Source organism: Massilia eurypsychrophila, from assembly GCF_002760655.1.
Taxonomy (GTDB): Bacteria; Pseudomonadota; Gammaproteobacteria; order Burkholderiales; family Burkholderiaceae_D; genus JAFCUW01.
Window position 1 is genome coordinate 1 of sequence record NZ_PDOC01000042.1, and the last position, 13,255, is coordinate 13,255.

Below are 13,255 nucleotides of genomic sequence, written 5' to 3' on the forward strand. Positions count from 1 at the left end.
CAAGGGCCAGTTCGCAATCGACGGCGCTGATGCAATGTCGTTCGCCGACCAATTTTCTGTGCTGGCAGGAATAGTCCGTCCGGTTTGAGCGGCACAATGCCGTCCTAGGGAAATTCTGTCGTTTGATTAACAACGCGACAGAACCCCATATTCGTGCCCGTTGTGCTGGTGGGCGTTGTCGCGCTCATCGTGATCCCGCTCCTGATGGGTTTGCCATTTTCCGAATCGTTTTACCGTGCAATGGCAGTACTGGTGGCGGCGTCACCTTGTGCCCTTGCCATTGCAACGCCTTCCGCCGTGCTCGCCGGGGTCGCGCGCGCTGCGCGCGGTGGCGTGCTGATCAAGGGAGGTGTGCATCTGGAAAACCTGCGTTCCCTGTCGACCATCGCGTTTGACAAGACAGGGACCATCACTACCGGCAAACCCAGCGTGACCGATATCATCGCGCTGCAAGGCGACGAAGCAAGCTTGCTCGCGAACGCCGCCAGCGTCGAGAGCCGCAGCGGCCACCCATTGGCACAGGCGGTGGTGCAGGCAGCGCATGCGCGCAATATCGCGTTGCCAAACGCGGTGGACGTGCAGTCCGTTACCGGCATGGGAATGCATGCGGTGGTTGAAGAGCGGAAGGTCAGCATCGGAAACTTGCGCCTGTTTGAGCACGATGCTGTGCCGGACGCGGTTCGCCTGCAAGTGAATGCCCTGGAAGCGCAGGGCAAAACAACGATGCTGGTGCGATCGGATGGGGCCTTCATCGGCGTGCTGGCCTTGGCCGATACGCCCCGCACGGGCATGCGCGAGGTGTTCGCCAAGCTTGCGGCGCTGGGGGTGGGCCGGACCATCATGCTAACGGGTGACAACGAGCAGGTCGCAAAGGCGGTTGCGGCGTCCGTCGGTATCAGCGACGTGCGTGCAGGTCTGCTGCCTGAAGACAAGCTCAAGGTGATCGACGAACTGATGCAAGCGCACGGCCAGGTCGCCATGGTCGGCGATGGCGTCAACGATGCGCCCGCAATGGCGCGCGCCACCATCGGCATTGCAATGGGCGGCGCCGCTACAGACGTAGCTCTCGAGACCGCCGATGTCGCCTTGATGGCCGATGATATGTCGCGCCTGCCATTCGCCATAACGCTGAGCCGCGCATCGCACCAGATCATCCGGCAAAACCTGTGGGCCGCGTTCGGGGTGGTGGCACTGTTGATCCCGGCCACGCTGTTCGGCTGGGCAAGCATGGGCATTGCTGTCCTGATCCACGAAGGAGCGACCGTATTGGTCGTGCTCAATGCGCTGCGCTTGTTGCGGTTCAAGGATGCGCCAGAAGTCGATCTACGAGTGGCACAGCGGTGGCAAGCGCTGCCGAAAGTCCATGGTCAACCGCGTGGAAAAATAATCGCTGACGAATCCGGCGCAACTGAAATACTCAAGGTGTAAAAGCTGATGAATGAATCAACCCCGTTCCCGCATGCACAGGAGTTCCACCTCAGCCTGCGCGTGGCCGACCTGGCGAAAAGCACCGCATTCTACGCCGCGATTCTCGGCGTTGGCCCGAAGGACACCACCGCCCGTTACAGCACCTTCATTGTCCCGCACTTGAACCTCAATTTTGTGCTGTTGGTCAACGACCGGGGTGAGCCGCTCGACACGTACAGCCTCTACCACCTCGGACTTGGCGTGGCGGGCAAGGCGCAAGTGATCGCCGCTTACCATGCCGCCCTCGCGCAGAGTGCAGAGATCGTCAAACCGTCGCGCACGACCTGGCGCGGGACACCGTTGCATGAACTGTGGCTGCGCGACCCAAGCGGCTATCTGATAGAGATCTACGCCCGGCTCACCAGCGAAGAGTTGCTTGAAATGCCTGAGGGGCAAGAGCCCACTTTCCTGATAGCGGGAACCGAGCCCGCTTCGGCAACCTGACCAAACATGCCGCCACGGGCTAGAATTGGTTGCCACCTGCGTCGAGCGGGCTGGTCGCTCATGATGCGACGCCGAACAATCTGCCCACGCCGGCAGTGATTGCCATCGCCAAGGCACCCCAAAACGTCACGCGGCAGATACCTTTGACAATGCCGGCGCCGCCGGTGAAGGCGGCCAGAGCGCCCAGCGCTACGAGAAAGAGCAGCGACGAGGTACCAACTACGAGCGCCAAGTGCTTTTCGGAGGCCAGCCAGGCGCTCAACAGTGGCATGCCAGCACCAATGGCAAAGGCGAGTGCCGAGGAGCCGGCCGCCTGCAGCGGCTTGGCACTCGCCGCCTCGGAAATGCCGAGCTCGTCTCTAGTGTGGGCACCAAGGGCGTCCTTGGCCATTAACTGCCTCGCCACTTGCTGTGCAAGTTCGACATCAAGACCACGCTGGATGTAGATGCCGGCCAGCTCGCTGATCTCGTGATCAGTGTCGGTGGCCAGCTCCGCGCGCTCGCGTTCGATATCGGCCCGCTCGGTGTCTAATTGCGAGCTGACCGAAACATACTCGCCCGCCGCCATCGACATTGCGCCCGCTACCAGTCCGGCCACGCCGGCCACCAGGACGGCGCTATGCGTTGCGTCCGCGGCGGCAACGCCAATGATCAAGCTGGCGGTGGACACGATGCCGTCATTCGCACCGAGTACCGCGGCGCGCAGCCAACCAATGGTTTGCGTGCGGTGGCTTTCAATGTGGCGTCGTGACATACGATCTCCGAAAACTTGTTGAAACCTGCAATGGGCTTGCAAGTGATTCTTGCCTCTTACCGCGTCTCTTGGGAAAGCAGATTGAAGTGCTGACCGGCTTGAGCCGTCCTGCCAGCGTTGCTGGCGCCTCGTCTTGCCGACAGTGGCTGGAGCAAATGGCCGACCAAGGTCTATTCCTTGGCCGGATGAATGGCTGGCGAAACCTCGCCAATGTAATCACGTCCGAGATCAGCTTCGACAATTCCAGCGAAACTCTCATACTCTGCTGCGCTGATCAGATACTAGAGAAGGATAAGGTTCAGCAACACTTCCCCCGGTGCCTGGCGCGTTGCCGCATTAACTACGCGCGTCCTTCGGCTTGTCCCCTTTTGGCCAATCTTTCGCCTTGAATTTGTACACGGGACGCGGCAGGTGGGTGAAATATTCAGCGACGTCGAGCGCATCCTGATCGCTCAGGGTGCCGCCCTGCCCGAGCGGCATGTTGTGCTTGACGAACGCGGCAGCGGTAAACGTGCGGGCCATGCCGGCGCCGTCGTTGAACGAATCGCTTCCGGCCACCGGCGGAAACAGATAGCCACCGGCCGGGTTTTTCATGCCGGCGCCGTTGGCGCCATGACAGCTGGCGCACTTCGCTGAGTACACCTCTTTCCCGTGCGCCGTATCGGCTGTCAGTTTCTGGTCGAGTGGACCGAATCCACGTCCCTTGACGCTGGTTCCGGTCGGGACGCCCGTCGAGAGCCACTGCATGTAAGCGAGAATATTGTTCATCTCCGCAGAATCGTAGGCGAGCGGCTTGCCATTCATTGAGCGCTCGAAGCAATCGTTAACTCGCTCCGTTAAGGAAATGACTTTCCCGCTGCGCGACCGATATTCGGGAAAGACACCCCAGATTCCCACCCAGGGAGAAGCGCCGGCGGTGGTTCCCCCTGCCAGGTGGCAGCTGGTGCAATTCAAGCCGTTGCCGACGTTGTTAGGCAGGCGCTGATGGGTTTCAGTCAGCAATTTTTTGCCTTCCTTAATTGCCAGTCCCTTAGGGCCCGGCGGGATGGTCGATTCGTCAGGGGCAGTCAAAGCCGGGGCTGCCGTTTGGGCGGCAACACCGGCTGCCAGCGCAACTGCAAAACCGGCCGCTATCAAGCGAAGTTTCATGGTCATAGGGAGCCTCAGTCGTGAAAATCAGGATTGTTCGATGCGCGTGCCCGCAACGGGCTGGCGCGCCTGGCAGAACCTAGACGGCGGCCATCACCCGTTCGAGCCGCTGGCGCACCTCGCTCGCCAGCGCCGCGATTTCCGGTTTGCCGACCAGTTGGAGCACCGCATCGGCGTCCATGAATTCCACGCTGACCTCGCCGTCCGCGACTTGACGGACAAGCACATTACACGGCAACAGTAGGCCGATCGAGGGCTCAGCCGCGATCGCCCGCTGGGCCAGCGCCGGATTGCAGGCGCCCAGGATGCGGTACGACGGCATATCGGCGTTCAACTTCTTTTTCAGGGTTGCGGCCACGTCGATGTCGCTCAGGATGCCGAATCCTTCGGTCTGTAACGCAACGGTGACACGTTCGATCGCTTCGTCGAACGCGCACGCCACGGTCTTGCCGAATCCATATTTGCTTGCCATCTTTCTCTCCGGTTGGTGTTGTAGTCCGACCCGATGACTGTCGACGCACTCGTTGCATTCATCATAGCAGTGATTTTGATTATATCTAACGATATTTTATAATCTGATAGAATGTAGTGTGTGATATGACGTAATGAGAGCGAAATAATGCATCAAACCCAGCTTGATCCCATCGCAATGCGCTCGGCGGCAGCGGAGGCATGCGGACTGCTCAAGGCCTTGGCCAACCCAGACCGGCTGCTGTTGGTGTGTGACGACGCGGCGCGAAGGCAAGCAGATTTACTACGCCATCGCCAGCGGCGCTGCGATGGCGGTCATGCAAGTGCTGTACAGCCAGTATTGCGGCGCGTCGAAGCAATCAATAGAAGGAGAAACAGCATGATGATCGACTGGCCAAGTTTCACGCCGTGGGCCTCGCTGGCTGGCGGCGCCCTGATCGGACTGGCCGCAGCAATGTTCTTGCTGTTCGATGGACGCATTGCCGGCATCAGCGGCATCCTGGGCGGCCTTCTGCAATGGCCCAAGGGCGATATCGCCTGGCGCATTGCGTTCCTGCTCGGCCTTGTTGCCGCCCCCGCCGCGTACAGCCTGTTCGCGCCACTGCCGACAGCGCAAGTCGACGCCGGGGCCGCAACCGTGGTCGTCGCCGGGCTGCTGGTGGGCATCGGCACCCGCTACGGCTCCGGCTGCACAAGCGGGCATGGCGTGTGCGGGCTGTCGCGCCGTTCCCCACGTTCGCTGGTGGCGACCGCCGCCTTCATGGCCACCGGCTTCGTCACCGTTTTCATCGTTCGCCACCTGATTGGATAAGGAGCACCTCATGCAGATCTTCATAGCACTCGTCGTCGGCCTGATGTTTGGCGTTGGCCTGATCATCTCGGGCATGACCGATCCGTCCAAGGTCCTCGGCTTTCTCGACCTGGCGGGCCGCTGGGATCCTTCACTCGGCTTCGTCATGGGCGGCGCCATCCTGGTCGGACTGCTCGCGTTTCGCTTTGCGGGGGGGGCGCGAGCGCTCGCTGCTTGGCGCTGCGATGCGCCTGCCGACTGCATCCCGGATCGACCGCCGACTGGTGCTGGGCGGTCTGGTATTCGGCGCCGGCTGGGGACTGGCCGGCTACTGCCCCGGCCCCGCCCTCGCCTCGCTTGTCGGCGGCGGCCCCAAGCCGCTCATTTTCGCCGCCGCGATGATCGTCGGGATGGTGATATTTGAATTGCTGGAACGTCTGCCGGCGCGGCGCAAGCACGTCATCTAAGGAAAACCCGACCATGCTAACCGTGCTCGGACTGGGATTGGTAGTTGGTGTCATCCTCGCGCTCACCGGCGCCGGCGGCGGCATCCTGGCGGTGCCGCTGCTGGTGTTCGGCATCGTGATGGGTGTCGCCGAGGCCGGCCCGATCGGCCTAATGGCGGTCGGCATGGCGGCCGCCCTCGGCGCCATGCTCGGCCTTCGCGAAGGCATCGTTCGCTACCGCGCCGCCATGCTGATCGCCGTCTCCGGCATGCTGCTCTCCCCGCTCGGCCTGTGGCTGGCGCACCGGCTCGACAACCGCTGGCTCAGCGTACTGTTTGCGGCGATCCTGCTACTGGTGGCATTTCGCACCCTGCGCCAGGTTACGCGTCCGGAAGTTGTCGTCAAGACCGATGTCCCTTCACCGTATCCGTGCAAGCGCGATGATGGAAGCGGCCGTTTCATCTGGACCAGCAACTGCGCCCGCGCGCTGGCCTTGTCGGGCACACTGGCCGGTTTGCTGTCCGGCCTGCTAGGCGTCGGGGGCGGCTTTGTTATGGTCCCGGCTTTGCAGCGCTACACCGACCTGGCGATGCGCTCGGCGGTAGCGACCTCGCTGGCGGTCATTGCCCTCGTTTCGGTGACCGGAGTCATCACCAGCGCCGCCAGCGGCGGCATAGTGTGGACCGTTGCCCTGCCCTTTTCCGCCGGCGCGCTGGCGGGCATGCTGGGAGGGCGCCTCGTGTCGACGCGCCTGGCCGGGCCTCAGCTCCAGATCGGCTTCGCCCTTGTGTCGGCAGCAGTTGCCGTCGGCATGATCGTCAAGTCACTCATTTAAACGTCCTGCTAATTTCACATTCCTGGAGACCTGCGATGAATGTCAATCCTATCCAACTGTTCGATTCCGAATCCTCGACGTTTACCTACATCCTGGTCGCCGACGACGAGACCTCAGCCGTTATCATCGACCCGGTCGATCACAATTGCGAGCGCGATCTGGCCCATCTCGAGCGGCTCGGCCTGAAGCTGGCGTTCGTGCTGGAAACGCACGCCCATGCCGACCATGTGACATCGGCCGGCAAGCTGCGCGAAGTGACAGGGGCGCGCGCCGCCGTGCCATCGGGCTGCGGCATCACCCCGGCCGAGGTGCAACTGAGCGATGGCGACATTATCCGTTTTGGCCCCGACGAACGGATCGAGGTCCTGCACACTCCCGGCCACACCGCAGGCAGCGTCAGCTATCTATGGCGCGGCAATGTGTTCACCGGCGACACCTTGCTGATCGACGGCTGCGGACGCACCGACTTCCAGAGCGGCAGTGCGCATGCGCTCTACGAAAGCGTCACCGGCAAACTCTTCACGCTGGCTGATGCGACGCCTGTGTGGCCCGGGCACGACTACAAGGGCCAGTCGGTATCGACGATAGGCTGGGAGAAGCGCCACAACGCGCGCCTTGTCAACCGCAGCGAGGAGGATTTTTGCGAACTGATGGCAGCCCTCGATCTGCCGAAGCCGACATTGATTGACATCGCCGTGCCGGCGAATAAGAACCTGGGGCTGGCCGACGGCGCCTGACAACAGCCGGTCAACCCGGCCAGTGCGGCGCGCGTTGACGGCACCCCATATTTGTTGCTGGGTAGCGTGGCCATCGATGTCGGTACGTGACGGCCTTCGATATTGAAGACGGGCCATGCTCCGCGCCTTTTCGTCGTTCTTGATGTGCATCATATTTTTTTCTCAACGCGGCGACTATAGTCGGGCCCGTGGCAGGTTCGGCCTGTTCACGCGCAACAAAATGAGCCGATGAACTCCCCGCGCAGTCTTACCAAGGAGTAAGCGATGACCCGATTGAACACGCTCGGAGCACTGGTCGGGCTGGTCGCGCTTGTTGCTAGTGCGACCGCGCGCGCCGACACTGATTGCAACGAACCGATCGAGCAATGGAAACCACGGGAACTATTGCGCCAGCAAGTCGAACAACGGGGCTGGACCGTTCAGCGCATCAAGGTGGATGACGGCTGCTACGAGGTCAGGGGAATCGACCGCATGGGTAACAAAGTCAAGGCCAAGTATGCGCCTGCATCGCTGCGCATCCGCAGCCTCGAGGTGGAATTCGGACCGAACGCCAACCCGGCGGACTATGTCGGGACTGCTCAGGCGCAGCCCAGTCGCGGCAATCAAACAAACGCCGCAAGCAAAGGAAAACTTCCATGAAAAATATGATCACCAGCGCCTGCGTCGCCGGCGCCCTGGTTTTGCCTGCCCTGGGCTACGCTCGCCCTGTCGTTCTGACTACCCAGTTGAACAGCTACGGCGGCAACGGCGCCTACCTCGCTTTCTATGTCACCGATGCCGCCGGAAAATATACCAAGACACTGTGGGTTTCGGGAACCAAGGCCAAATATTACAAGCACCTGGGCGACTGGGCGCGCGGCAGCGGGCTCAATGTGCGCGAATTCGACGGCGTCAGCGGCGCCAGCGTGGGTAGCGGAAAGTCCCTCACGGTGAAGGTCGAACTGGCTGACGCGTTGATCGATGCCGGCTATGAGATCCGGATCGACAGTGCCGTCGAAGACGGCCGCGACAATCCAGCCGACGCGCGCGCGCCGCTTACCAAACAGGGCGCAGGCAAGCCGGTCAAGGGGCGCGGTTACGTCAAATCTTTCACTTACAACATGTAAAACGCCTGCATGTTGCGCCAGTTACACTCCCTGCCTGGCCTGATCTGTGCGTTGCTGGTCGCCCTGTTGGGCATCACTGGTGCTGCGCTATCGCTCGATCCGGCGCTCGACCGGCTCGGCACCAGCGTGCCGGCGGGCGTCAGCGTGGGTGACATGGCGGGCCGGGTAGCCCTGCACAACCCGGGCGTGGAGCAGATTCAGCGCACGCCTTCCGGTTCGCTCATCGTCTACTACAGTACCGACCAAGGCTCCCGCGCAGTCCGGGTCGATCCTGCCAGCGGCAAGGCCATCGCGCCGTTTGTCCCGTCGGCGTTCTCGCGCTGGGTCAGGCAACTTCACCGATCGTTGCTGGTCGATACCCCCGGCCGGGTTGCCGTTGGCATCGCGGCGCTGGCCACGCTGGTGCTGTGCATATCGGGCGTTCTGTTGCTGGTCAAGCGGGTCGGCGGATGGCGGCAAGTCAGCGGGCCGCTGCACGGCAGCCGCAGCCAACGGTGGCATGCCAGGGTGGGCCGGGCGGCCGTATGCGGGCTGCTGCTGTCGGCGCTGACCGGTACCTACATGTCGGCGGCAACTTTCGGTTACATTGCCGACGGCATGCAGGCCGAACCCGATTTCCCGGCTACGACCTCTGGCGCGCCGCCGCTGCCGGCATCGCGCCTGCCGGCGCTGATGGCGGCCGATCTTGCCGACTTGCGGGAACTGGTTTTCCCGATCCCCGGTGACCTTTCGGCCGTCTATACCCTGAGGACGGCACAGGGTGACGCCTATGTCGACCAGTCCAGCGGTGCACTGCTGTCCTACCGCGCTCACAGCGGCATGCGCGACGCCTATGAACTGGTCTACCAACTGCACACGGGCGAAGGCCTGTGGTGGCTGGGCCCGGTGCTCGGCCTGTGTGCCCTCGGTGCGCCATGGCTGGCGGTCACTGGCGCGATCGTCTGGTGGCGGCGCCGGAGCGCCAAACCGCGCATTGCCGGCAACAGTGCTGCGCAGGCGGCCGAGGCGGTGATCCTTGTCGGCAGCGAAAACAACAGCACGTGGGGCTTTGCCCGGGTCTTGCATGACGCCCTGCGCCAGGCCGGGCAGCGCGTTCACACGGCGCCGATGAACCAGTTTTCGCCTCCCTATAGCGCCGCGAGCAGGCTGTTCCTGCTGACGGCAACCTATGGCGACGGCGGCGCCCCAGCCTCTGCCAGCCAGTTCCTCGACCTGCTCCCACCGATACCGGCCAACCCGGCCATGCAATTTGCCGTGCTTGGTTTTGGCGACCGCCAGTTCCCGGCATTCTGCCAGTTCGCCACCGAGGTGGACGCGGCGATGCGCGCCCATGGTTGGCAAGCCATGCTCGGCCTGGCCACGATCGACCGCCAGTCGTCCCAGGAATTTGCGCGGTGGGGGAAGGCGATCGGCGCGCGGCTCGGTGTCGAACTCACGCTCGAACATGTTCCGGCCCATCCGCGCACATTTTCCCTGCGCCTGGACGAGCGCATCGACTACGGGGTGCAGGAGCAGGAGCCGACCGTCGTGCTGCGCTTTGGCGCTGGTCCGGCGCACGCCCCGGTGGGCCTGTTTGCGCGCCTGTTCCGGCTCAGTCGCCTTCCCCGCTTCGAAGCCGGCGACCTGGTCGGCGTCATCGCTCCGGGCACTCCGACGCCGCGCTTCTATTCGCTGGCCAGCGGGGCCGCCGACGGCCACCTCGAAATCTGCGTGCGTAAGCAGCCCGGCGGCATATGTTCGACCTATCTGCATGGGCTGCGCCCGGGCGATTGCATCTATGCCTTTATTCAGCCCAATCCGCAATTCCGGCCGGCGTCCGGCAAGACGCCGGTCATCCTGATCGGCGCCGGTACCGGGATCGGCCCGCTCGCCGGATTCATCCGCAACAACACTGGCCGGCACCCGATGTACCTGTACTGGGGCGGCCGCGACCCCGCGTCCGATTTCCTGTACGAGCCTGAACTGCGCCACTACTTGGCAGACCGCCGACTCACCCAGCTGCGCACGGCCTTCTCGCGGGTGGCAAACGGCACGCGCGTACAGACCCGGCTGGTTGACGATGCCGACAATATGCGCAGGCTCATCACAGATGGTGGCCAGGTGCTGGTTTGCGGCAGCAGCGCGATGGCGGCCAGCGTCAGGCAGGCGCTGGACGCCATCCTCGCTCCAATTGACATGAGCGTCCAAACCCTCAGGAACAGCAGAAGGTACCGTGAAGACGTATTCTGAATGGCGGCGCTACAGCCTGAACGGGCGGACCATGGGCGGGCGCTACACGGCCGTCTTCTACGCCCCTGACGGCGTGAATGCGACGGCCATTGGCGCCAGCCTGTTTGCCGCCGTCGACGAGGTCGACCGCCAGATGTCAAGCTGGAACCCGGCGTCGGAGCTGTGTCGCCTCAACGCCGCGCCCCTTGACTGCTGGATTGACGTGCCCGCACAACTGGCAGAGGTGCTCGAGACCGGGGTGCGAATCGGACTGCAATCGAAAGACAGCTTCGACATCGGCATGGGCGATCTGGTGGAACAATGGGGCTTCGGCCCTTCGTCAGGGGCGTCCTCGGCGCCCTCCCCTTTGCCGGCTGCAGGGAGCTATCGCCCGGCCAGCGCAACGCTCGAGATCGACCGGGCACGCTGCAAGGTGCGCAAGCGCGCGTCGATCGCCATCGACCTGTCCGGCATCGCCAAAGGCTATGGGGTCGACCGCCTGGCGCATTGCATGGATGGTTGGGGAATTGCCAGCTACCTGGTAGGCATCGACGGAGAGATGCGCGCGCGCGGCCGCAAACCCGATGGCCAGGCGTGGGCCGTCGCGATCGAGGCGCCCGCTTATGGCGTGCGTGAAGTGTCTGGCGTGATGGAGCTCCAGGACGCAGCCATTGCAACGTCCGGCGATTACCGCCGCTGGGTAGAGTTCGATGGGCAGCGCCATGCGCACACGATGAACCCGGCTACGCAGAAACCGCTGTCGAACCAGCTGGCAGCGGTCACTGTCCTGGCTGCGACCTGCATGCTGGCCGACGCCTGGGCCACAGCGCTGCTCGTGCTCGGAGAGCGCGACGGCCTCGCATTGGCGCGGCAACGCGGCATGGATGCCTTGTTCGTGCTGCGCCAGGGTGAGCAGCTCCAGGAAATTCTCGTCATCGGCGGCAAGCTGTGTGATCCCGGCTGACAGGCGGGGCACTACGACCCGCGGAAAAATCCAGCGACCATGGCGGGTGCGGCTTTCATGTGACCTTGGCCGGCGTAGGAATCAGTGCGGCGCGACGTTACTGCTCCTGCGTTGCCTGGGCCGTCACGTCGGTGACCAGCTCGGATAGCTCGACCACCCCGACCGGTGGATGGATTCGCCACGGCACAATGAAGCTGCGGGCCGGCAATCCGGCTGCGATGCGGCTCATTTGCTTGCGTTCTCCCGCCAGGCGCGCTTGCAGCAGCGGATCACGTGTTCCGGCCGCCACCACGCTCTTGTTGATCACCCAGGCGTATGGCTCGATGCTTGCGCGGCGCAGGTCGTCCTGCAGGGCCGCCGCCTGCAAAACCGGGGTGACCTCCGGCAGCGTCACCAGAATGATCCGGGTATAGGCTCCGTCCTGCAGGCGCATCAGAGGCGTTGTCATCCGGCCGCTGCCATGGCCTTCGAAATCGCGCAGCGTTTGCCGATGGTAGGCGCCCGCAGCATCCATCAGCAGCAGCGAATGTCCGGTTGGCGCAGTGTCAAGGACGACGAAGGCGCTACGCGCTTCGTTGACAATCCTGGAAAACGCGTGAAAGACCGCGACTTCCTCGGTACATGGGGACTGTAAGTCTTCCAGCATCAGCGCTTGTTCTTGGGCATTCAGTCCAGGCGATTTTGCCGTCATCATACGGTCGATGTAGCGCTGGGTCTCGATCTTCGGGTCGATCCGGTCGACGCGCAGGCCGGGCACCTCGCTGGCGAGGGTTCCAGCAAGGTGGGCCGCCGGATCGGTGGTGCTGAGATGAACTGTTTTGCCGCGTGCAATCAACCCAAGAGCCAAAGCTGCGGCGATGGTCGTTTTGCCCACTCCTCCCTTGCCCATCACCATGATGAGGCCGCGGCCGGACGCCGCCAGTTCGTCGGCCAACGCGTCCAGACCCGGCAAAGCTTCGGCCGGGCCGGTCATCGCCTCGGCGCCGATGATGGGAGCGGCATGCGCGGATAGCAATGCGCGCAGGGCTGGCAAACCAACCGTGTCGAAGGCGCGCAAGGGCACTTGGTCTTGGGGCAGGGACTGAAGGGTTAGCGGCATCGCTCGGATCGCTTGCGTGGAACAATCCATTGATGATGAGGCGCTGGTTGTTCAGGCCGAGTGTGCGCAATTCATCCGACGTGCGCGCCGCCTCGGCAATGGCGCCCTTGTCGGCGCGGGCGACCAGGATGACGGTGGTCTGGGCAGGGCCGCTCAAGGCAAGCAGGGCCGCCTTGAAGCGCACTTCCTGCATCTTCAATCCCGAGTGCGGTCCGAGGCAGGAAGCCCCGCGGTCGTTACCGGCTAAAAATCCGCTCCACGCCTGCGGCAAGCTCAGCAGACGCAAGGTGTGTCCGGTAGGCGCAGTGTCGAACACGATATGGTCATAACCACCTGCATCGTCGGCCAGCAGCGCCGCAAACTCATCGAATGAAGCGATCTCCGTGGTGCAGGCGCCGGACAGTTGCTCGCGCACGGTCGCGCGCTCCGTTTCACTGGCATCGGCAGCCATCTGCCCCAGCACGCGCTGGCGATACGACTCGGCCGCGTTGTCGGGGTCGATATTCAATACCGACAAACCCGGGACGCCGGGCACGGGCGTGGGAATGTTGCGCAGTTCGACGCCCAGCATTTCATCCAGATTCGACGCGGCATCGGTGCTCACCAGCAGGATTTTTTTACCGGAATCGGCCAGCGTGAGCGCAGTGGCAGTCGACAGGGTTCTGTCGCATTAGCGAACATCGACGGGGTAATCGGGTAAGCTGCGGCGCCCGAACCCAGGACGACTCGACATGCTCAACTTCAAAGGGATGCGCTTTCCGATCGATGTGATCCTGGTCTGCATC

General features: G+C 63.2%; 13 protein-coding genes and 3 pseudogenes. 11 read left to right on the plus strand and 5 right to left on the minus strand.

Annotation, left to right across the window (positions count from 1 at the left end):
- The 3 genes and pseudogenes from CR105_RS29650 to CR105_RS26515 all read left to right on the plus strand — a co-directional run.
- Window positions 1-88 (plus strand): annotated as a pseudogene (locus CR105_RS29650) (IS6 family transposase); the annotation flags it as partial.
- 65 nt (window positions 89-153) lie between these two features.
- Entirely contained in the window at window positions 154-1,428 is a 1,275-nt protein-coding gene (locus tag CR105_RS26510; protein WP_218968761.1) for a heavy metal translocating P-type ATPase, read from the plus strand.
- Window positions 1,429-1,434: 6 nt separating this feature from the next.
- Window positions 1,435-1,911: a VOC family protein gene (locus CR105_RS26515; protein ID WP_099793875.1), complete on the plus strand. Its 477-nt coding sequence runs from the start codon at window positions 1,435-1,437 to the stop codon at window positions 1,909-1,911.
- A gap of 58 nt (window positions 1,912-1,969) precedes the next feature.
- On the opposite strand, the gene CR105_RS26520 is transcribed toward CR105_RS26515, so the two are convergent.
- From CR105_RS26520 to CR105_RS26530, 3 genes are all read right to left on the minus strand, one after another.
- Window positions 1,970-2,665: a VIT1/CCC1 transporter family protein gene (locus CR105_RS26520; protein WP_099793877.1), complete on the minus strand. Its 696-nt coding sequence runs from the start codon at window positions 2,663-2,665 to the stop codon at window positions 1,970-1,972.
- 336 nt (window positions 2,666-3,001) lie between these two features.
- The gene (locus tag CR105_RS26525; protein ID WP_229414139.1) at window positions 3,002-3,820 is read right to left on the minus strand and encodes a c-type cytochrome; all 819 of its coding nucleotides are present in this window, start codon (window positions 3,818-3,820) and stop codon (window positions 3,002-3,004) included.
- A 73-nt stretch (window positions 3,821-3,893) separates the two neighbouring features.
- On the minus strand, window positions 3,894-4,286 hold the full coding sequence (locus CR105_RS26530) for a DUF302 domain-containing protein (protein WP_099793879.1): 393 nt from the start codon (window positions 4,284-4,286) through the stop codon (window positions 3,894-3,896).
- Between the two features lie 378 nt (window positions 4,287-4,664).
- Here CR105_RS26530 and CR105_RS26540 point away from each other — a divergent pair, with 378 nt between their 5' ends.
- From CR105_RS26540 to CR105_RS26575, 8 genes and pseudogenes are all read left to right on the plus strand, one after another.
- Window positions 4,665-5,096, plus strand: coding sequence for a YeeE/YedE family protein (locus tag CR105_RS26540; RefSeq protein ID WP_099793881.1), 432 nt, complete (start codon window positions 4,665-4,667; stop codon window positions 5,094-5,096).
- 10 nt (window positions 5,097-5,106) lie between these two features.
- Window positions 5,107-5,542: pseudogene (locus tag CR105_RS26545) on the plus strand (YeeE/YedE family protein).
- A 13-nt stretch (window positions 5,543-5,555) separates the two neighbouring features.
- Window positions 5,556-6,356, plus strand: a complete 801-nt coding sequence (locus tag CR105_RS26550) for a sulfite exporter TauE/SafE family protein (RefSeq protein ID WP_099793883.1) — start codon at window positions 5,556-5,558, stop codon at window positions 6,354-6,356.
- A 35-nt stretch (window positions 6,357-6,391) separates the two neighbouring features.
- The gene (locus CR105_RS26555) at window positions 6,392-7,093 is read left to right on the plus strand and encodes an MBL fold metallo-hydrolase (RefSeq protein WP_099793885.1); all 702 of its coding nucleotides are present in this window, start codon (window positions 6,392-6,394) and stop codon (window positions 7,091-7,093) included.
- Between the two features lie 264 nt (window positions 7,094-7,357).
- A complete protein-coding gene (locus tag CR105_RS26560; RefSeq protein WP_099793886.1) occupies window positions 7,358-7,732 on the plus strand; it encodes a PepSY domain-containing protein in 375 nt (124 codons plus the stop codon).
- On the plus strand, window positions 7,729-8,199 hold the full coding sequence (locus CR105_RS26565; protein ID WP_099793888.1) for a DUF2271 domain-containing protein: 471 nt from the start codon (window positions 7,729-7,731) through the stop codon (window positions 8,197-8,199). The genes CR105_RS26560 and CR105_RS26565 overlap by 4 nt, the downstream gene beginning before the upstream one ends.
- Before the next feature lie 9 nt (window positions 8,200-8,208).
- A complete protein-coding gene (locus CR105_RS26570; protein WP_099793890.1) occupies window positions 8,209-10,428 on the plus strand; it encodes a PepSY domain-containing protein in 2,220 nt (739 codons plus the stop codon).
- Window positions 10,412-11,371: an FAD:protein FMN transferase gene (locus tag CR105_RS26575; protein ID WP_229414140.1), complete on the plus strand. Its 960-nt coding sequence runs from the start codon at window positions 10,412-10,414 to the stop codon at window positions 11,369-11,371. Before CR105_RS26570 ends, CR105_RS26575 begins: the two co-directional genes overlap by 17 nt.
- A 97-nt stretch (window positions 11,372-11,468) precedes the next feature.
- Here the strand turns inward: CR105_RS26575 and CR105_RS29415 are convergent, their stop codons facing one another.
- The gene (locus CR105_RS29415; RefSeq protein WP_307189661.1) at window positions 11,469-12,428 is read right to left on the minus strand and encodes an ArsA-related P-loop ATPase; all 960 of its coding nucleotides are present in this window, start codon (window positions 12,426-12,428) and stop codon (window positions 11,469-11,471) included.
- A 106-nt stretch (window positions 12,429-12,534) separates the two neighbouring features.
- Window positions 12,535-13,074, minus strand: a pseudogene (locus tag CR105_RS29420) (ArsA-related P-loop ATPase); the annotation flags it as partial.
- Window positions 13,075-13,255 lie beyond the last annotated feature (181 nt).